Origin of the sequence: Pseudomonas sp. AK181 (assembly GCF_051122975.1) — a bacterium.
Lineage (GTDB): Bacteria > Pseudomonadota > Gammaproteobacteria > Pseudomonadales > Pseudomonadaceae > Aquipseudomonas > Aquipseudomonas lactis.
Window position 1 is genome coordinate 2,946,723 of the sequence record NZ_CP146348.1, and the last position, 19,833, is coordinate 2,966,555.

At 62.1% G+C, this 19,833-nt stretch carries 18 protein-coding genes; 12 read left to right on the forward strand and 6 right to left on the reverse strand.

The window, feature by feature from the left end:
- Positions 1 to 195 precede the first annotated feature (195 nt).
- Positions 196 to 1,077, reverse strand: a complete 882-nt coding sequence (locus V8689_RS13615; RefSeq protein WP_003191032.1) for a LysR family transcriptional regulator — start codon at positions 1,075 to 1,077, stop codon at positions 196 to 198.
- Between the two features lie 243 nt (positions 1,078 to 1,320).
- On the opposite strand from V8689_RS13615, the gene V8689_RS13620 reads away from it, so the two are divergent.
- The 8 genes from V8689_RS13620 to dctM all read left to right on the forward strand — a co-directional run bounded on the left by V8689_RS13620 (position 1,321) and on the right by dctM (position 10,415).
- The gene (locus V8689_RS13620) at positions 1,321 to 2,139 is read left to right on the forward strand and encodes an FAS1-like dehydratase domain-containing protein (protein WP_056784975.1); all 819 of its coding nucleotides are present in this window, start codon (positions 1,321 to 1,323) and stop codon (positions 2,137 to 2,139) included.
- A gap of 28 nt (positions 2,140 to 2,167) precedes the next feature.
- The gene (locus tag V8689_RS13625) at positions 2,168 to 3,331 is read left to right on the forward strand and encodes an acyl-CoA dehydrogenase family protein (RefSeq protein WP_056784890.1); all 1,164 of its coding nucleotides are present in this window, start codon (positions 2,168 to 2,170) and stop codon (positions 3,329 to 3,331) included.
- A gap of 11 nt (positions 3,332 to 3,342) precedes the next feature.
- Positions 3,343 to 4,692: an MmgE/PrpD family protein gene (locus tag V8689_RS13630; protein ID WP_056784893.1), complete on the forward strand. Its 1,350-nt coding sequence runs from the start codon at positions 3,343 to 3,345 to the stop codon at positions 4,690 to 4,692.
- Between the two features lie 10 nt (positions 4,693 to 4,702).
- Positions 4,703 to 5,896: a CaiB/BaiF CoA transferase family protein gene (locus tag V8689_RS13635; protein WP_056784895.1), complete on the forward strand. Its 1,194-nt coding sequence runs from the start codon at positions 4,703 to 4,705 to the stop codon at positions 5,894 to 5,896.
- A 14-nt stretch (positions 5,897 to 5,910) separates the two neighbouring features.
- Positions 5,911 to 6,726, forward strand: a complete 816-nt coding sequence (locus tag V8689_RS13640; RefSeq protein WP_056784900.1) for an HpcH/HpaI aldolase/citrate lyase family protein — start codon at positions 5,911 to 5,913, stop codon at positions 6,724 to 6,726.
- A gap of 642 nt (positions 6,727 to 7,368) precedes the next feature.
- Positions 7,369 to 8,352, forward strand: coding sequence for a TRAP transporter substrate-binding protein (locus tag V8689_RS13645; protein WP_056784904.1), 984 nt, complete (start codon positions 7,369 to 7,371; stop codon positions 8,350 to 8,352).
- A gap of 150 nt (positions 8,353 to 8,502) precedes the next feature.
- Entirely contained in the window at positions 8,503 to 9,135 is a 633-nt protein-coding gene (locus V8689_RS13650) for a TRAP transporter small permease (RefSeq protein ID WP_056784907.1), read from the forward strand.
- Positions 9,135 to 10,415: a C4-dicarboxylate TRAP transporter large permease protein DctM gene (gene dctM / locus V8689_RS13655; RefSeq protein ID WP_056784910.1), complete on the forward strand. Its 1,281-nt coding sequence runs from the start codon at positions 9,135 to 9,137 to the stop codon at positions 10,413 to 10,415. Before V8689_RS13650 ends, dctM begins: the two co-directional genes overlap by 1 nt.
- A gap of 47 nt (positions 10,416 to 10,462) precedes the next feature.
- Here dctM and V8689_RS13660 read toward each other — a convergent pair whose 3' ends face one another.
- Positions 10,463 to 12,097: a methyl-accepting chemotaxis protein gene (locus V8689_RS13660; protein ID WP_003191044.1), complete on the reverse strand. Its 1,635-nt coding sequence runs from the start codon at positions 12,095 to 12,097 to the stop codon at positions 10,463 to 10,465.
- A 226-nt stretch (positions 12,098 to 12,323) separates the two neighbouring features.
- Here V8689_RS13660 and V8689_RS13665 point away from each other — a divergent pair, with 226 nt between their 5' ends.
- Together V8689_RS13665 and V8689_RS13670 are read left to right on the forward strand one after the other, a co-directional pair.
- On the forward strand, positions 12,324 to 13,154 hold the full coding sequence (locus tag V8689_RS13665) for an undecaprenyl-diphosphate phosphatase (protein ID WP_044273643.1): 831 nt from the start codon (positions 12,324 to 12,326) through the stop codon (positions 13,152 to 13,154).
- A complete protein-coding gene (locus tag V8689_RS13670; protein ID WP_003191046.1) occupies positions 13,151 to 13,534 on the forward strand; it encodes a DUF1294 domain-containing protein in 384 nt (127 codons plus the stop codon). Before V8689_RS13665 ends, V8689_RS13670 begins: the two co-directional genes overlap by 4 nt.
- Here V8689_RS13670 and V8689_RS13675 read toward each other — a convergent pair.
- Complete coding sequence (locus V8689_RS13675) at positions 13,523 to 13,879, reverse strand: MmcQ/YjbR family DNA-binding protein (protein ID WP_034127343.1); 357 nt, start codon at positions 13,877 to 13,879, stop codon at positions 13,523 to 13,525. The genes V8689_RS13670 and V8689_RS13675 overlap by 12 nt on opposite strands.
- Positions 13,876 to 14,784, reverse strand: coding sequence for a LysR substrate-binding domain-containing protein (locus tag V8689_RS13680; protein WP_044273644.1), 909 nt, complete (start codon positions 14,782 to 14,784; stop codon positions 13,876 to 13,878). Before V8689_RS13680 ends, V8689_RS13675 begins: the two co-directional genes overlap by 4 nt.
- 125 nt (positions 14,785 to 14,909) lie before the next feature.
- Between V8689_RS13680 and V8689_RS13685 the strand changes: the two genes are divergently transcribed.
- Both V8689_RS13685 and V8689_RS13690 read left to right on the forward strand, forming a co-directional pair.
- Positions 14,910 to 15,521: an FMN-dependent NADH-azoreductase gene (locus tag V8689_RS13685; protein ID WP_003191051.1), complete on the forward strand. Its 612-nt coding sequence runs from the start codon at positions 14,910 to 14,912 to the stop codon at positions 15,519 to 15,521.
- Positions 15,522 to 15,712: 191 nt separating this feature from the next.
- The gene (locus V8689_RS13690; RefSeq protein ID WP_056784911.1) at positions 15,713 to 16,750 is read left to right on the forward strand and encodes an alpha/beta hydrolase family protein; all 1,038 of its coding nucleotides are present in this window, start codon (positions 15,713 to 15,715) and stop codon (positions 16,748 to 16,750) included.
- On the opposite strand, the gene V8689_RS13695 is transcribed toward V8689_RS13690, so the two are convergent.
- Both V8689_RS13695 and V8689_RS13700 read right to left on the reverse strand, forming a co-directional pair.
- Entirely contained in the window at positions 16,744 to 17,916 is a 1,173-nt protein-coding gene (locus V8689_RS13695) for an MFS transporter (RefSeq protein WP_056784915.1), read from the reverse strand. The genes V8689_RS13690 and V8689_RS13695 overlap by 7 nt on opposite strands.
- A 273-nt stretch (positions 17,917 to 18,189) precedes the next feature.
- On the reverse strand, positions 18,190 to 19,776 hold the full coding sequence (locus tag V8689_RS13700) for an ABC-F family ATPase (RefSeq protein ID WP_003191057.1): 1,587 nt from the start codon (positions 19,774 to 19,776) through the stop codon (positions 18,190 to 18,192).
- Positions 19,777 to 19,833 lie beyond the last annotated feature (57 nt).

A 19,833-nucleotide genomic window follows, 5' to 3' on the forward strand; every position in this document is an offset into this window, starting at 1 on the left:
TGATGATTTGGATGCTGGAATGCTAGGGCGGCGGGGGCTTGGAATCTTTGAGTGCTTTGTCGGGAAACTGTCAAAGACTGTTAACGCCCACTTGTAGGAGCGAGCTTGCTCGCGAAAAACGCACAGGCGCCGCGTTTATCCAGAAAACACCCGTTATCGTTGAGGTTTTTCGCGAGCAAGCTCGCTCCTACAGGATCAGGGCATCAACGTGGCGATCAGCGCGCGAATGGTCCCTGGCAGCGCTTCCAGCTCACGTACCAGGATGCTGCGCTCGCGAATCGCCCAGGGTTCGTCGAGCTTTACGGTCACCAACTGCATGGTGCGGCTATGGCGCAGGGCGGCGGATTCGGGAATGATGCCGATGCCCACGCCGGCCTCGACCATCCGGCAGATCGCTTCAAAGCTCGAGACCTGGATACGCAGCGACAATTGCTTGCCCAGGCGCTCGACGTGTTCGCGCAGGAAACTCAACAGCGTGCTGCCTTCATGCAGGCCGATGTGCTGATACGCCAGGGTCTGCTCAAGGGTCACCGAAGGCAGGTCGGCCAGCGGATGCCCGACCGGCACCATCAGCACCAGTTCATCGGTGCTGAAATGCAGCACTTGCAAGCCAGAGGCTTCCACGGGGCCGGCGATGATACCCATGTCACTGGTGCCATCGAGCACCCCGCGCACGATGTCCCGTGACAGGCGTTCCTGCAGGTCGACGGTGACGCCGGGGCGCTGCGACAGAAAGCCTGCCAAGACCTCTGGCAAGAACTCGGTGACCGCCGTGGTGTTGGCGAAGATACGGATATGCCCGGCCGAATCCACGCCGTATTGGGTGAACTCGCTTTTGAGGTAATCCACCTGGCGCATGATCAACCGCGCATGGTGCAACAGCCGCTCGCCTGCCGGGGTGATCTCCACGCCCCGGCTGTCGCGGTACAACAGGCGCGTGTCGAGCTGGCCTTCCAGGGCTTTGATCCGCGCACTGGCGGCAGCCGGCGACAGGAAGGCGCGCTTGGCGCCCTGGGTGAGGCTGGGGGATTCGGCGATATGGATGAACAGGCGCAGGTCGGCGAGATCGAAGTGCATGCAAAACTCCCGAAGAACAGGTTTCCTGTGGGAGCTGGCTTGCCTGCGATAGCGGTGTGTCAGTGAGCATCTTCGTCACTGACACACCGCTATCGCAGGCAAGCCAGCTCCCACATTGGTTCACGGTGTGGCTGTAAGCGTTCAGCATAACCGAACGCTGGTTTATTGAAATGCAAATTCTCAGAACGGGCGGGCCCTTGCATGATCCACGGCAGTCACCCACTGCCTGAGGACCTGCACCCGATGAGCGCTACTGATTGGATCGGCCGAAGTGAGACCGCCCACGACCACCTGAGCCCTAACCTGCTCAAGCGTATCGCCGCCACGTTCGGTGAGGCGGTGCCCGCCGATGGCGACGCGGTGCCTGCGTTGTGGCAATGGTGTTTCTTCCAGGACCCGTTGCCCGAATCGGCCCTGGGCAGCGACGGTCACCCGACACGCGGCGGGTTCCTGCCGCCGGCCGATAACCGCAATCGCATGTGGGCCGGTGGGCGCCTCGAGTTTTTGCACCCGCTGCGGGCTGGCGAGGCGGCCACGCGCGTATCCACCATCACCCAGGTCGAAGAAAAAGCGGGGCGCACGGGTTCACTGTTATTCGTCACCGTGCGCCATGACTATTCCCAGGACGGTCGCCTGGCCATCCGCGAGGAACAGGACATCGTCTACCGCGAACCCACGCCACCCAAGGCGGGCAGCGGCGACGCACTGGCCCAAGGCGAATGGACAGAGGCCGTCGAGCCGACGCCGACCCTGCTGTTCCGCTACAGCGCCGTCACGTTCAACGGCCACCGCATCCATTACGACTACCCCTATGTCACCGGCACCGAAGGCTATGCCGGCCTGGTGGTGCATGGCCCGCTGATCGCCACCTTGAACCTGCGCGCGTTCTGCCGGGCGCACCCCGAAGCGACCCTGCGTCGCTTTGCCTATCGCGGCGTGCGCCCACTGATTGCGCCGCAGCCCTTTGAGGTGGGCGGGCGCATCACCGCAACCGGCGTCGCAGACCTCTGGGCCGGCAACGCTCAAGGCCTGGCGCAAACCGCCCAGGTGCATTTCGAATAACCCCATAACAACAGGCGGAGAGCCGTTAATGAATGCCCATGACAACGAAGAACTCACTGCCATCCGCGACGGCGTGCGCGCCTTGTGCGCCGAATTCGATGCCGCTTACTGGCGTAAGATCGACGAAGAAAAAGGCTTCCCCGAAGCCTTCGTCAAGGCCCTGACCGACGCTGGCTGGCTGTCGGCGATGATCCCCGAGGAGTACGGCGGTTCCGGCCTGGGCCTGGCCGAAGCCTCGGTGATCCTTGAGGAAGTCAACCGCTGCGGCGGCAACTCGGGCACCGTGCACGGCCAGATGTACAACATGTTCACCCTGCTGCGTCACGGCAGCGAAGCGCAAAAACGCTTCTACCTGCCCAAGCTGGCCAGTGGTGAATTGCGCCTGCAGTCGATGGCCGTCACCGAACCCACTACCGGCACCGACACCACCAAGATCAAGACCACGGCGATCAAGCGCGGCGATAAATACGTGATCAACGGCCAGAAAGTCTGGATCTCGCGGGTGCAGCATTCCGACCTGATGATCCTGCTGGCACGCACCACGCCCTTGGCCCAAGTGCAGAAAAAATCCGAAGGCATGTCGATCTTCCTGGTGGACCTGCGCCAGGCCATCGGCAACGGCCTCACCGTGCAGCCCATCGCCAATATGGTCAACCACGAGACCAACGAGCTGTTCTTCGACAACCTGGAGCTGCCCCTGGACAGCCTGATTGGCGAGGAGGGCAAGGGTTTCAAATACATCCTCGATGGCCTGAATGCCGAGCGCACCCTGATTGCCGCCGAGTGCATCGGTGACGGCCGCTGGTTTATCGAAAAGGCCAGCGCCTATGCCCGCGACCGCGTGGTGTTTGGCCGGCCCATCGGGCAAAACCAGGGCGTGCAGTTCCCGATTGCCGAGGCGCATATCGAGATCGAAGCGGCCGACCTGATGCGCTGGCGCGCCTGTGAGGAATACGACAGCGGCAAGAACGCCGGGGCCAGTGCCAACATGGCCAAGTACCTGGCGGCCAAGGCCTCCTGGGAAGCCGCCAACGCCTGCCTGCAGACCCACGGTGGCTTTGGCTTTGCCTGCGAGTACGACGTGGAGCGCAAATTCCGCGAGACCCGCCTGTACCAGGTGGCACCGATCTCCACCAATCTGATCCTGTCCTACGTGGCCGAGCATTTGCTCGAACTGCCGCGCAGCTTCTGAGGGCCTTGAGCATGCATCATACCCAAGCCCTGTGCCGGTTCCTGGCTGAGCTGACTTACGCGCAGTTGCCCGAGCACGTACTGGCGCGCACCGAAGAGCTGTACCTGGATTGGCTCGCGTCCGCCTTGGCCAGCCAGGGCGCGCACCCGATTCCGCTGTTTGAACGCTACGCGCAGAAGATGGGCCCGAGCAGCGGCCCGGCCCAGGTGATCGTCAATGGCACCGGCACCAGCGCGTATTTCGCCGCACTGATCAACGCTGCCTCCTCACATCTGGTGGAGCAGGATGACCTGCACAACAGCTCGGTGCTGCACCCAGCCACAGTGGTGTTTCCCGCCGCGTTGGCCGCTGCCCAGGACCTCGGCAAGTCTGGCCGTGAACTGTTGCTGGCTTCGGTGGCCGGCTATGAGGCGGGGATTCGCATCGGTGAATTCATGGGCCGTTCCCACTACCGCATCTTCCACACCACGGCCACGGTCGGCACCCTGGCGTCAGCGGTCGCGGTGGGCAAGTTGCTCGACTTCAACGAAGACCAATTCATCAACCTGCTCGGCAGTGCCGGCACCCAGGCCGCCGGGCTGTGGGAGTTTCTGCGCGATGCCGCCGATTCCAAGCAACTGCACACGGCCAAGGCCGCGGCGGACGGCCTTCTGGCGGCTTACCTTACGGCCGATGGGCTGACCGGCGCACGCAATATTCTTGAAGGCGACCAGGGTTTGGCGGCGGGCATGTCCAGTGATGCGCAGCCGGGCAAATTGTCTGCCGGCCTGGGCAGCCGTTGGGCGCTGGTCGAAACCTCGTTCAAGTTCCACGCTTCCTGCCGTCACACCCATCCCGCTGCCGATGCGCTATTGGACGTGATGCAGCGTGAAGGTTTGAGCGCTGCACAGATCTCCCAGGTGCAAACCCACGTGCACCAAGGCGCCATCGACGTACTCGGCCGCGTGACGGTGCCAGCCACGGTGCACCAGGCCAAATTCTCCATGGGCACCGTGCTCGGCCTGATCGCCGTGCATGGCAAGGCCGGGTTGCCTGAATTCCATGACCTGTCGTTGACCGACCCTGCGGTCGCGGTGTTTCGCAACAAGGTCAGCATGACCCTGGACCCGGAAGTCGACAGCGCCTACCCGCAACGCTGGCTGGGCCGCGTCACGGTCACCACCACCGATGGCCGCACGCTGCGCGGTGCCATTGATGAACCCAAGGGCGACCCAGGCAACACCCTGAGTCGGGCCGAACTGGCGGATAAGTTCCAGCGCCTGGCCCACTTCAGCGGCGCCCGCACCCCGACCCAGGCCAGAGGCCTGATCGAGCAGGTGTGGAACCTGCGCACTACCGCGTCCATGGCCCATTGGCTTTGAGGGATTTGTCATGACTGAACAACGACCGCTGGACGGCATCACCGTCGTCAGCCTGGAGCACGCGATTGCCGCGCCATTCTGTACGCGCCAACTGGCCGACCTCGGTGCCCGGGTCATCAAGGTGGAGCGCCCCGGCACCGGCGACTTCGCCCGTGGCTATGACGAGCGGGTGCGTGGCCTGGCGTCGCATTTCGTCTGGACCAACCGCTCCAAGGAAAGCCTGACCCTGGACCTCAAGCAGGACGAGGCGGGCGCCATTCTGGATACGCTGCTGGCCGATGCCGATGTGCTGGTGCAGAATCTTGCCCCCGGCGCGGCGGCGCGCATGGGCTTATCGTTCGAGGCGCTGCACGCGCGCTTTCCACGGCTGATCGTCTGCGATATTTCCGGCTACGGAGAAGGCGGGCCCTACGAGAAAAAGAAAGCCTACGACCTGTTGATCCAGAGCGAGGGCGGCTTTCTCTCGGTGACCGGTGGCCCAGGTGAAGAACAGATGGCCAAGGCCGGTTGCTCCATCGCGGACATCTCGGCCGGCATGTACGCCTACAGCGGCATTCTGTCGGCGCTGCTGCTGCGCGGCAAAACCGGCCAGGGCAGCCGCATCGATGTGAGCATGCTCGAAAGCCTGGTGGAGTGGATGGGCTACCCGATGTACTACGCCTTCGACGGCGCGCCGCCGCCACCGCGTGCGGGTGCCGCGCATTCGACGATTTACCCTTACGGGCCGTTTCCCACTGGTGGCGGCGGCACGGTGATGCTCGGCTTGCAGAACGAGCGCGAATGGGCGGCGTTCTGCGACAAAGTGCTGCTCAGCCCGGCGCTGGCCACGGACGAACGCTTCAGCGCCAACTTCAAGCGCTCGGCCAATCGCGAGGTGCTGCGCCAGATCATCGTGGAGCGCTTTGCCCCACTGGACGTCGAGGCGGTGATCCAGCGCCTGGAAGACGCGCAGATTGCCAGTGCACGGGTCAACGACATGCAAGGCGTGTGGGACCACCCGCAACTCAAGGCCCGCGACAGCTGGCGCGACGTCGACAGCCCGGCGGGGCCGTTGCCGTCGCTGCTGCCGCCGGCCCGTAACGCTGCATTTACCCCGCGCATGGACGGCGTGCCAGCGCTGGGGCAACACAGCCAAGGCATCCTCGACCAGCTGGGTTACTCCGTTGAGGCCATTAACAGCCTGCGCGAGCGCGGCGTTATCTAATCAGGAATCAAGTGATGCCAAAGCCATTAGTACGTTCTGCGCTGTTTGTGCCGGGCAGCCGCCCGGAGCGGTTTGCCAAGGCCCTGGCCAGCGGCGCCGACGCAGTGATTGTGGATTTTGAAGACGCGGTGGAAGAACCGCTTAAACGTCAGGTCCGGGATAATCTGGATGCATTCCTGCGCGCCCATGCTGAAGCCCGGGTGTGGGTACGCATCAACGCGCCCCAGCATGCCGAGCATTTTGCCGATGTCGCCTTCTGCAAGGCCCATGCAAATGTGGCGGGGGTATTGCTGCCCAAGGTCGAAAGCGCGGCCCAGGTGGCGGTGGTGGCGGCGACCGGCAAACGTATCTGGCCGATTATTGAAAGCGCACGGGGTTTGCTGGCGCTGGCGCAGATTGCCCAGGCGCCCCAGGTGGAGCGCTTGTCGTTCGGCGGCTTGGACCTGGCGCTGGACCTCAACCTGAGCAGTCACTCCCGCGCGGCCGAATTGGCCCTCGACCAGGCGCGCCTGGCGCTGATCGTGCATTCGCGCGCTGCGGGCCTGGCGGCGCCGCTGGACGGCGTGCACCCGGCCATCGACGATCCCGAAGGCCTGCACCGCTCGATCCGGCACGCTTATGAAATGGGCTTTGCCGGCGCGTTGTGCATTCATCCCAAGCAAGTCGCGGTGATCCATGCCGCGCTGGCGCCGAGCGCTGAAGAGCTGGCCTGGGCCAGGCGGGTGGTGGAGGCGGGTGCCCATGGGGCAGGGGCTTATCAGATTGACGGGCAGATGGTGGATGCGCCGGTACTGCTGCGCGCGCAACGACTGCTGGCCGCGCAACTGTAACTGACAAAACCGGGAACAAAATGTGGGAGCTGGCTTGCCTGCGATGGCGGCCTGCCAGCCGACGCTGATCTAACTGACGCGCCGCGATCCAAATGTGGGAGCTGGCTTGCCTGCGAAGACGGCCTAACAGTCAACACAGTTGGACCGGGTACATATCCGTTATTTAGGTAACGGCCACTTAGGGTTCCGCCCTGACGGCGGCTCACTTTGCAAAAGCGGCAAAGTAAGCAAAACGCTCTTGCCCCACCACTCGGCACCTCGCTTGGGCTCGGTGTGCCCGAACGCAGGCTTGAATCCGTGGGCCGCCGCCACGCGCCATCCATGGCGCGGGGCGGCTAACCCGGCGTCCTGCCGGGTTACCCACGAATTCAAGCCTGCGTTCGGCCAGCGTGGTTTAACGGGGCGCCTGAGATCAAGATCAAAAGCAGAGCAAGATCAAGAGCGGCTCGCTTCGCATCGTGGTTACTGTCTGCTGTTGCAACCGCCAAAGTTGCGCAGATACCTATGGCTATCGCAGGCAAGCCAGCTCCCACACTGGACGCGTTCGTCCTGGCCGAACGCAGGTATCTAAAATTCGAAATTCACGACACGCGTTACATCAGGCACCTTGCCTTAAAACACAACAATAAGAAGGTGATTCCCATGCTCAAGCTTTCCCGGGCGCTGCTGTGCGCCGCCACCTTGTTTACCGCTGGCCTGGCCCAGGCGGCAGACCCGATTGTGATCAAGTTCGCCCACGTGGTTGCCGAGAATACCCCTAAAGGCCAGGGCGCGTTGCTGTTCAAGAAACTCGCGGAGGAGCGCCTGCCCGGCAAGGTCAAGGTCGAGGTGTACCCGAACTCGTCGCTGTTTGGCGATGGCAAGGAAATGGAAGCGCTGCTGTTGGGCGATGTGCAGATGCTGGCGCCGTCCTTGGCCAAATTCGAGCACTACACCAAGCAAGTGCAAATCTACGACTTGCCGTTCCTGTTCAACGACCTGGCCGCCGTCGACCGTTTCCAGGCCGCTGAGGGCAAGCAACTGCTGACCTCGATGCAGGATAAGAACATCCTCGGCCTGGCCTATTGGCACAACGGCCTCAAGCAACTGTCTGCCAACAAGGCCCTGCATGAACCCAAGGACGCCCGTGGCCTTAAGTTCCGCGTGCAGGCTTCCAGTGTGCTCGAAGAACAGTTCAAGGCGATCCGCGCCAACCCGCGCAAGATGAGCTTTGCCGAGGTCTACCAGGGCCTGCAGACCGGCACCGTGAATGGCACCGAGAACACCTGGTCCAACTATGAAAGCCAGAAGGTCAACGAAGTGCAGAAGTACTTCACCGAGTCCAACCATGGCTTGATCGACTACATGGTGATCACCAACGCGAAATTCTGGAACGGCCTGGCGCCCGATGTGCGCAGCACCCTGGAGCAGATCATGGCCGAGGTCACGGTGGAGGTGAACAAGCAGGCCGAAGCGCTGAACCAGTCGGCCAAGCAGAAGATCATCGACGCCAAGACCAGCGAAATCATCGAACTGACCCCCGCGCAACGTGCGCTGTGGCGCGAAGCCATGCGCCCGGTGTGGCAGAAGTTCGAGGGCGAGATTGGGGCTGACCTGATCAAGGCGGCGGACGCTTCCAACCAGTAATCCAGGTCACTGATCGTTCCGAATGCATTCCGTGACGCTCCGCGTCGCCCTACACACGACGTGATACTGGACGCGGAGCGTCCGGGGCGGCATTCCCACGCGAAGCGTGGGAACGATCTACAACCCATCCCTTTTTCGCGAGGTTTTGCCATGCAAACGCTAAGGCGCGTCTGGGAGCACCTGGAGGAAGGCTTTATCGCTTTCCTGCTGGCCGCCATGACCCTGGTGACATTCGTCTACGTCATGCTCAACAACGTCTACACCCTGTTCTTTGACCTGGCCGACAAATGGGCCTGGAGCGGCCCCTTCTTCAATGCCCTAGGCGACGGCACCATGACCTTGGCCCAAGAGATGACCTGGAGCGTGGCGCTGACCAATGCCATGTTCGGCTGGTTGATTTTCTTCGGCATTTCTTACGGCGTGCGCACCGCAGGCCACCTGGGCGTGGACGCGCTGGTGCGGCTCACCCGGCGCCCGGTGCAACGCCTGCTCGGCATGCTCGCCTGCCTGTGCTGCCTGGCCTATGCCGGGCTGTTCATGGTGGCCAGCTACAAGTGGGTGAGTGCGGTGATGACCGCGCATATCGGCGCCGAAGACCTCGACCAGTTCGGCATCACTGTCGGCGCCATCGTGGTGATCGTGCCCATTGGCTTTGCCTTGGTCTTGATCCGCTACCTGGAAATTTTCTATCGCATCTTTACCCACCGCCAGGTCGGGTTGGGGCTGGCCGACGAGGCCGGTGAGGCCAGCAAGTTGGCCGGCAGCCATGAGGAGCGTCACTGATGGCCGTGCTCTGTCTGTTTCTGCTGTTGTTCGTGTTCATGTTTCTGGGCGTGCCGATTGCGATTGCCCTGGGGCTGTCCGGTGCGGTGTCGATCCTGATGTTCAGCCAGGACTCGGTGAGTTCCCTGGCGATCAAGCTGTTTGAAACCAGCGACGCCTACACCTTTCTGGCGATTCCGTTTTTCCTGTTATCCGGCGCCTTCATGACCACCGGCGGCGTGGCCCAGCGGCTGATCGACTTTGCCAACGCCTGTGTCGGGCATATCCGTGGTGGCCTTGCGATTGCGGCGGTGCTGGCGTGCATGCTGTTTGCGGCGCTGTCCGGCTCGTCACCGGCCACGGTGGCAGCGGTGGGTTCGATTGCCGTGGCGGGCATGGTGCGTTCCGGTTACCCGAAGGAGTTTGGGGCGGGCATCATCTGCAACGCCGGCACCTTGGGCATTCTGATTCCGCCGTCGATTGTGATGGTGGTGTATTCGGCGGCGACCGAAACCTCGGTGGGCAAGTTGTTCATGGCCGGGGTGATTCCGGGCTTGCTGCTGGGCCTGATGTTGATGATTGCGATCTACATCGTCGCCCGCGTCAAGAAGCTGCCAGCGCAACCCCGGGCGACATTCCGTGAGTGGCTGAGCTGCGCACGCCGGGCGTTCTGGGGCCTGTTGCTGCTGGTGATCATCCTCGGCGGCATTTACAGCGGCATGTTCACCCCGACCGAAGCGGCGGCGGTGGCGGCGGTGTATTCGGCGTTTGTCGCGCTGTTCGTCTACAAGGACATGAAGCTGCGCGACTGCCCCAAAGTGCTGCTGGAATCCGGGCGGTTGTCGATCATGCTGATGTTCATCATCGCCAACGCCATGCTGTTTGCCCACGTGCTGACCACCGAGCAGATCCCCCAGCAAATTACTGCTTGGGTGATCTCCGAAGGGCTGACACCGATTGGCTTTTTGATCATGGTCAACGTGGTGTTGCTGATTGCCGGCAGCTTTATGGAGCCTTCGGCCATTGTGCTGATCCTGGCGCCGATCTTTTTCCCGATTGCGATGAAGCTGGGTATTGATCCGATTCACCTGGGCATTGTGATGGTGGTGAACATGGAGATCGGCCTGGTGCACCCACCTGTGGGGCTGAACCTGTTCGTGACCTCGGCGGTGACGGGGCTGACCCTGGGGCAGACCATCCGCGCGGCGATGCCGTGGCTGATGATCCTGTTGGTGTTCCTGATCATGGTCACTTACCTGCCGTTCATTTCCCTCGCGCTGCCGCAGTGGCTGGGGATGTGAGGCCGCTAGGCGGTGGGAGAGGGCAGCCCTCCCACCGTTGAGGGGCGTCAGACCTTGAACTGACGCAAAAGCCCATCAAGCTGTTCACTCAAGCCACGCAACTGTGCACTCGCCACGCTGGATTGTTCCGCCGCCAGCGCGGTGCTGTGGGACAGCCCGGCCGCTTGGGTGACGTTCTGGTTGATGTCTTCCACCACGTGGGCCTGTTGCAGGGTGGCGCTGGCAATCGAGGCGTTCAGGCCGTTGAGGTTGTGCAGCGCCTGGCCGATGGCGGTGAGGCTCGCGCCCGCCTGGCCGGCTTGTTCGATGGTCAGTTGCGAGGCGCTGTGGCTGTCGCTGATCACCTTGACCGCCGCTTCCGAGTGGCCTTGCAGGCGCTCGATCATCACCTGGATCTCGGCGGTGGATTTCTGCGTGCGCTGGGCCAGTAGGCGCACCTCATCGGCGACCACCGCAAACCCACGGCCTTGCTCACCGGCGCGGGCGGCTTCGATGGCGGCGTTGAGGGCGAGCAGGTTGGTCTGGTCGGCGATGGAGCGGATCACTTCCAGTACGCCGCCGATCTGCGTGCTTTCGCTGGAGAGCGTGCGGATCACCTCAACAGCCTGGCTGATAGTGGTGGAGAGCTGGTCGATCTGCTGCAAGCTGCCGTCGATATTGACCTGGCCCTGTTGTGCCTGGGCCTGGGCATCGCGCATTTCGCTGGCGGCGTGCTCGGCATTCTTCGCTACGTCTTGCACGCCGTAGGTGACTTCGTTGATGGCGGTGGCCACCAGTTCCATCTGCTGCGATTGCTGCTGGCTGCGGTCGTGGGCCTGGCTGGCGTTGTGGCCCAGCTCGGTGGACGACTGGCCCAGGGCGTTTGCGCACACCTGCAACTGGCCGACCACCTGGCGCAGCTTGGCGGTGAAGCTATTGAAGTGCTGGGCCAGTTGCGTCAATTCGTCACGGCCGTGGGTGTCGAGGCTGTGGGTCAGGTCGCTTTCGCCGCTGGCGATATTGCCCATGGCATTCACCGCCGCCTGCAACGGCTGCACGATGCTGCGGGCAATCAGCACCACCAGCACGGCCATCATCAACGCAATGCCCAGGCCAATCGCCGAGGCCTTCCACACCTGGCCCCTGAATTCGGCCTGCACATCGTCCACGTAGACGCCGGAGCCGATGATCCAGCCCCAGGGTTCGAACAGTTGGATGTACGAGGTTTTCTCTACCGGCGCTTCGGCGCCGGGCTTTGGCCAGCGGTAGTTGACGATGCCGGCGCCCTTGGCCTTGGCCAGGCTCACGAATTCGTTGAACACGGCGAAACCATCCGGGTCGCGAATCGCCGAGAGGTTCTGGCCGTCGAGCTTGGGGTTGGCCGCGTGCATGATCATCACGGGGGTGAGGTCGTTGATCCAGAAGTAGTCGTCGTGGTCATAACGCAGGCCGCGCACGGCGCTCAAGGCCTGTTGTTGCGCGGCGTCGCGGGTCAGTACGCCGGTTTTTTCCAGGTTCTGGTAATAGCTGAGTACGCCACTGGCGGTCTGTACCACGTGCTGGGTCTGCTGGCGCTTGGCCTGGTAGAGGTCGCCGTGGATCTGGTTGAGCATCAACAGCCCCAAGGCCAGCAGCATCAACACGGCGACTATCAGGATCAGCCAAAGGCGGCGGCTGATCGACATGCTGCGCAAACTGTTCATCGTCCTGTCACTCCCTGCTCTTTATAATTGTGGTGCTGCTTCGAGATTTCCGGCGTGTCTGATAGGCTTTCGGCCCGGAATCGGAAAACCTGAGTACTGCCTGATTTTTCACGGAATTTTTGCAGACCGGCGTTGAGAATCAACCGCGGGCGCTTGTGTGCGCTCGTCGTCAGTGAACTTAAAAAAGACTAAGAGGCATGCCCCGTGCATGACCTTTGGAGACAGCATGGATTTTTGGACCGCCATACAGGCATTGATTCTCGGCATCGTCGAGGGGCTTACGGAGTTCTTGCCGATCTCCAGCACCGGCCACCAGATCATCGTCGCCGACCTGATCAATTTTGGCGGCGAGCGTTTCGAAGCCTTCAATATCATCATCCAGCTGGGCGCGATCCTGGCGGTAGTCTGGGAGTTTCGGCGCAAGATCTTTGACGTGGTCATCGGCCTGCCGACCCAGCCCAAAGCCCGGCGTTTCACGGTCAACCTGATCATTGCCGTATTGCCGGCAGTGGTACTTGGGGTGATCTTCGCCGACCTGATCAAGCACTACCTGTTCAACCCGATCACCGTGGCCACGGCGCTGGTGGTGGGCGGCGTGATCATGTTGTGGGCTGAACGCCGCCAACATGCGGTGCGGGCTGAGACCGTCGATGACATCACCTGGAAAGACGCCCTGAAGGTCGGCCTGGCCCAGTGCCTGGCCATGATCCCGGGCACCTCGCGTTCTGGTGCGACGATCATCGGCGGCCTGTTGTTCGGCCTGTCACGCAAGACCGCCACCGAGTTCTCGTTCTTCCTGGCGATGCCGACCATGGTTGGTGCAGCGGTGTACTCGGGCTATAAGTACCGTGACCTGTTCCAGCCCGCGGACTTGCCGGTGTTCGCCATTGGCTTTGTCACCTCGTTCATCTTCGCGATGATTGCGGTCAAGGCCCTGCTCAAGTTCATCGCCAGCCACAGCTACGCGGCGTTTGCCTGGTACCGGATTGCCTTTGGCCTGGTGATCCTGGCGACCTGGCAATTCGGCTGGATCGACTGGACTGCGGTCAAGCCATGAGCATCCAGCACCCACGCCTGAAGGCGCTGCTTTTTGTGCTGCTGTGTGCCGCGCCGCTGCTGGGCTCGGCCTTGCTGTGGTATCGCGGCGAAACGGTCATCCCGTTGATGGCCTACGGCGTGGTCAGCGTGGTGGCGTTCTTCCTGTACTGGAGCGATAAGCGCAAGGCCCAGACCGAAGGCTGGCGCACCCCGGAAAACATCCTGCATGCGGTGGAGTTAGCGGGCGGTTGGCCGGGGGCGTTGATCGCCCAGCAGGTGTTCCGGCACAAGACGCGCAAGGTGTCTTACCAGGTGCTGTTCTGGGTGATTGTGCTGTTGCACCAGGTGTTCTGGCTGGACCAGTTGTTCCTCGGCGGCACCTTGCTGTCAATCCTCTAGCCGTAAGCCAATCTGCGTGCGCTTGGGCAGCTTGCTCACCACCAACTGGTGGGAGCGCTGCAACAAGCCGCGCAGTTCCTCAGCGCCCAAAGGGTAGGGCGTGTTCATGATGACCCACTGGGCCCTGGCCAGGTAAGGCGCCGGGTGAATGCCCGGCCGGTCGACGTGGCCCAGGAACAGTTCTTTGTCGACCTTGAAGGCCAGCGATTCACCGCGCAGGTTCTGCAAGGCGAACATCTTGTTGCCGGCAATCGAAAACACCCGCACGCCGCCCCATTTATAGTCTTCCCGTGCGCCTGGCAGGCTCAGGCAGAAACGCGCGACTTGTTCTTCTGTCATGCTCATAACAGCCGATCTCCACAGCCTTTGAAGCCTTCTTCCAGATAGTCGATCCAGGCCCGGATAGCCGGCAGCACACCGCGCCGATGCGGGTACACCGCCTGCAGCCAGCCGCCCGGCAATGACCATTGCGGCAGCAGTTGCACCAGCCGGCCGCTGGCCAGTTCTTCTTCGCAGTACATCATCGGCAGTATCGTAAAGCCCACGCCCATGATGGCGCTGGCCTTGCGCACGATAAAGTCCTCGATGCCCAGGCGCGCCTCCATCACCAGCTCATGGGTATTGCCCTGGGGGTCGATGATGCGTTGGTGCACCATTCGGTCTGCCTCAAGTGCGCCGAGGATGGGCAGTTGCTTGAGGTCTTCCAGGGTTTCGACCTGCCGATCACGCATGAACGCGGGGCTGGCTACCAGCACGGTGTGCGCCCGGCGCAGGCGTTTGGTCACCAGCAACGGGTCCTCATCGCCGTGTTCGCGCACGCGCAGTGCCACGTCAATGCCCTCGGCTACCAGGTCGACGCGGCGGTTCACCAGGGTCATGTCCAACTGCACCAACGGGTGGGCGGCCAGAAAACCTGCCACCAACTCCGGCAGGATGTGTTGGGCCAGGCCCACCGGGCAACTGACCCGCAGCCGCCCACGTGGCTCGCTGGACATGCTGGCCACGGCCTCGTCGGCCATTTCCGCTTCCAGCAGCATGGCCTGGCAGTGGCGCAAGTAGCGCTCACCCACGGCAGTGAGGGTCAGTTGCCGGGTGGTGCGTTGCAGCAGGCGTGCCCCCAGGCGGTCTTCCAGCTCGGCAATGCGCCGTGACAACCTGGATTTGGGAATCCCGAGTAGCCGGCCAGCCGCAGCAAAACCGCCGGCTTCGACGACTTTGGCGAAATAGTAGAGGTCGTTGAGGTCTTGCATGGTGGGCCTATTGTCCTGTCAGTGGGACAAACTATCGCATTTAAGCTGGCTTATCGACCATTGGTTTCATGCGTAGCATCACCACCATCTGATCGCCACTGTCGATCCCACCTCGGAGATCCATCATGAAACTGTTGCACATCGATTCCAGCATCCTCGGCGACAACTCGGCCTCCCGTCAGCTCAGCGCCGGTGTGGTCAAGGCATGGCAAGCCGCCCAACCGGGCGTGGAAGTGACTTACCGTGACCTCGCCAGCGAAGGCATCAACCATTTCTCTGGCGCTACCCTGGGCGCCCTGGGCACTGCCGCTGAACTGCGCGATGCGGCGCAAAAGCACGAGGCTGAACTGAGTGCATCGTCGCTGGCTGAGTTCCTCGCCGCCGATGCCGTGGTAGTCGGTGCGCCGATGTACAACTTCACCATTCCCACCCAGTTGAAAGCCTGGATCGACCGCATCGCGGTGGCCGGCCAGACCTTCCGCTACACCGAAGCCGGCCCTGAAGGCCTGTGCGGCAACAAGAAAGTCATTATTGTCTCCACCGCCGGCGGCCTGCATGCCGACCAAGCTTCGGGCGCTGCCCACGAAGGCTACTTGAAGCTGTTGTTCGGTTTCCTCGGTATCACCGACATCGAGATCGTCCGCGCTGAAGGCCTGGCCTACGGTGATGAAGTGCGCAGCAAAGCCATGAGCGACGCCAACGTGCGCATCAACGAGCAACTGTTCGCCGCTGCGTAAGGCTTATGTAAATTTGGCCTGTCCTCGGTTTCATTCTGAAACCGAGCGCCTAAACTCTGTATTCTGATCGCCTGAGCGCGAGCGGAGTACGGAGTTTTTTCGTTGTGGCCCAGGTTATGCAGACATCCATTCGATACCCTGGACTTTTTATTCGACAGGCCGGTTCTTGTGCAGCAAAGGTGGACATCCCCATGATGCGTCTTTGTGCTGTTTTGGTTCTTTCCCTGATTGGCGGCCTGGTTTCAGTGCACGCCGCGCCGGCACCGCACCCCCATTGGAGCGTGGGGTTTCATCGCATGAGTTTTCTCGACCCGCTGGATGCGCAGCCGATGAAAGCCATCGCGTTCTACCCCTCTACCGATGCCGAGCGCTCCACTGCGCTGGGCGCCTACCATGTGGCGGCCAGCGAAGATGCCAAGGTGGCGATCGGGCGATTCCCGATGCTGATGTTGTCCCACGGCAATACCGGCACGCCGCTGGCCCTGCATGACCTGGCCACCGCCTTGGCACGCAAGGGCTTTGTGGTGGTGGCGGTGCTGCATCCCGGGGACAACTACAAGGACCACAGCCGCCTGGGCACTGTGAGCAATTTATATGGTCGGCCGATCCAGATCTCCCAGGCGATCACCGCCGCCTTGGCCGAGCCGATGCTGTCGCCCTTTGTGGATATCGATCAGATCGGCGTCATCGGTTATTCCGCCGGTGGCGAGACGGCATTGATTCTGGCCGGCGCCAAGCCTGATTTCGAACGTCTGCGCCGCTACTGCCAAGAGCGCCCCGAAGACCGCGACGCGTGCACCACCAAGGGCGAGCTGGTGGTCGACCGCGACGATTTGCAACCCCAATCCGACCCGCGCATCCATGCCTTGATGCTGATGGCGCCGCTGAGCTTGATGTTCGGCCGCCACACCCTGGCGGACGTGCATGTGCCGGTGCTGCTCTACAGTGGCGATGGCGACCAGTTGGTGGCGGTGGACAAGAACGCCGCCGCCCTGGCGCGCAAGTTGCCGCAGCCACCGGATTTCAAACTGTTGGCCGGGGCCGGGCACTTCGTGTTCATGGCCCCGTGTGACAGTGACCAACTGGCGAGCATGCCGGCCATTTGCACGGATGCCGATGGGGTTGATCGTGAAGGCATCCACCGCGATCTGGTCTCCGAGGCCGGGCGTTTTTTCAGCCATACTCTGGGCGAGGCCACCCGCGCCGGCTTGCAGACCGCTGATCAGTAGGCGCGGCGCCTAAGCAGTACGGTCAGGCCAAGCGCGCTGACCGATAGCAAGGCCGCGCAGAAGAAGATCCAGCCATAACCGAGGTTCAACGCCACGGCGCCCATCAATGGCCCGGCAATCGCCAGGGCCAAGTCGAAAAACACCGCATAGGCACTCAGACCCGCGCCGCGGCTGCTGTCTGGCACTTGCTTGATCGCTTCCACCCCTAGCGCTGGGTACACCAGTGACAAGCCAAAACCGGTCAACCCGGCGCCGATCAAGGCCACGCCGGTAGACGGCGCCAGCCACAACAGCGTGAGGCCGAGGGTTTCGATCAGCATGCAGGCGATGGCGGCGGTGAACCCACCAAACCGGCTGATGGCTGAGATAAACACCAGGCGCGAGAGAATAAAGCACACGCCAAATACCGTCAGGCAATACGCCGCGCCGGCCCAGCCACGATTCAGGTAATACAGGGTGATAAAAGTCGTCAGCGTGCCGTAGCCAATCGAAGCCAGGCACAGGCTGGCGCCGAATGGCGCGATACGCCCGAACACCGCCCAGAACGGCAGCCGCTCGCCACGCACCACTGGCACCGACGGTTTATTGCGGATCAGCACCAGGCCCAACGCCGCCAGCACCGCCAGGGCAATACCGAGGCTGGTGTAGCCGTAGTCAGCCACCATCACCACGCCAAGGGGCGCACCAATGGCAATCGCCCCATAGGAGGCGATGCCATTCCATGAAATCGATCGTGCGGTGTGCTCAGCGCCCACGGCGCCCATGCACCAACTGATAGTCCCCACGCCAATCAGGCCCTGGGCCACGCCGAGCAGTAGGCGACCGGTGATCAGAATACCCAGGCTCACGCTCGGTAGGCTTTCCAGCAGCGTGGCGATAAAGGTCAGTACACCGCTGATCAGAATGCCGGCCAGGCCCAGCACGATCGCGCGTTTGGTGCCGACGTTATCCGACATCCGCCCAGCCATCGGGCGGCTGAGCAGCGTGGCCAGGTATTGCGAGCCGATGGTCACCCCGGCAATCACGGCGCTGAAGCCCAATTGCTCGTGCACATAGCCTGGAATCACCGCGATCGGCAGGCCGATGCAGATAAAGGCAATGAAGGTGTAGAAGACGATGGAAACGATCTGCAGGGTGATCGACAGGGAGGAGGGGGCGGCAGGCATGAATACTCAATCGCTGGCGGGCGGTAAAGCATCATGGCATATCCCGCATTACTGTAGGAGCTAGGGACGCCTACAGGAGACCCCTATGGGAGCGGGCTTGCCCGCGAAGGCGGTGTGTCAGTCAGTGAATCTGTAGCTGAACCACCGCTTTCGCAGGCAAGCCAGCTCCCACATGGGTTAGGCATGGCCCACAAAATCAGCGCCCGGCACAGTGCGGATGCAAAAAAGCCCTGTCACAGGGACTGGGCTTTTGCTTGCAGCTAAGTGCTGTTCTTAGAACACCACACCCTGGCTGCGCAGGTAGTCGTCATAGGTGCCGCTGAAGTCGATCACGCCGCTAGGGCTCAACTCGATAATGCGGGTGGCCAGGGACGATACGAACTCACGGTCATGGCTGACGAAGATCAGCGTGCCCGGGTAGTTTTCCAGCGCCAGGTTCAGCGCTTCGATGGATTCCATGTCCAAGTGGTTGGTCGGTTCGTCCATGATCAGCACGTTCGGCTTTTGCAGGATCAGCTTGCCGAACAGCATGCGCCCTTGTTCACCACCGGAGATCACTTTGACCGACTTCTGGATCTCGTCGTTGGAGAACAACATGCGGCCCAGGGTGCCACGAATCATTTGCTCGCCTTGGGTCCACTGGCCCATCCAGTCGAACAGGCTCACGTCGTCTTCGAAGTCGTGGGCGTGGTCCTGGGCGTAGTAGCCCAGCTCGGCGGCGTCGGTCCACTTGATGCTGCCGGCGTCCGGGGTCAGTTCGTTGACCAGGGTGCGCAGCAGGGTGGTCTTGCCGATACCGTTCGGGCCGATGATCGCCACGCGCTCGCCAGCTTCAACCTGGAAGCTGAAGTCCTTGAACAGCGGCTTGCCGTCGAAACCCTTGGCCATCTTCTCGACCATGACCGCCTGGCGGTGCAGCTTTTTGTTCTGCTCGAAACGGATGAACGGGCTCACACGGCTCGACGGCTTGACTTCGGCCAGCTGGATCTTGTCGATCGCCTTGGCACGGGAGGTGGCCTGCTTGGCTTTCGAGGCGTTGGCCGAGAAGCGGCTGACGAAGGATTGCAGTTCGGAGATCTGCGCTTTCTTCTTGGCGTTATCCGACAGCAATTGCTCGCGGGACTGGGTCGCCACGGTCATGTACTCGTCGTAGTTGCCCGGGAACAGGCGCAGCTCGCCGTAGTCCAGGTCAGCCATGTGGGTGCACACGCTGTTCAGGAAGTGACGGTCGTGAGAGATGATGATCATCAGGCTGGAGCGCTGGGTCAGGATGTTTTCCAGCCAGCGGATGGTGTTGATGTCCAAGTGGTTGGTCGGTTCGTCGAGCAACAGCACTTCAGGATCCGAGAACAACGCCTGGGCCAGCAATACGCGCAGTTTCCAGCCTGGGGACACTTCGCTCATCGGGCCGAAATGCTGTTCCAGGGGAATACCCAGGCCCAGCAGCAGCTCACCGGCGCGGGATTCGGCGGTGTAGCCGTCCATCTCGGCGAACTCGGTTTCCAGCTCGGCCACGGCCATGCCGTCTTCTTCGCTCATTTCCGGCAGCGAGTAGATGCGATCGCGCTCGGCCTTGACCTTCCACAGCTCTTCGTGGCCCATGATCACGGTGTCGAGCACGGTGAATTCTTCGTAGGCGAACTGGTCCTGGCGCAGTTTACCCAGGCGCACATTCGGCTCGAGCATGACCTGTCCGCCGGACGGGTCGAGGTCGCCCCCGAGGATTTTCATGAAGGTCGACTTGCCGCAACCGTTGGCACCGATCAAACCATAGCGGTTGCCGGCGCCGAACTTGACCGAGACGTTCTCGAAGAGCGGCTTGGCGCCGAACTGCATGGTGATGTTAGCTGTGGAGATCAATTACTTTACCTATCAATGGGTTGCGAGCGTGACGGCAGGTGCCTTCAGGCATGCGTC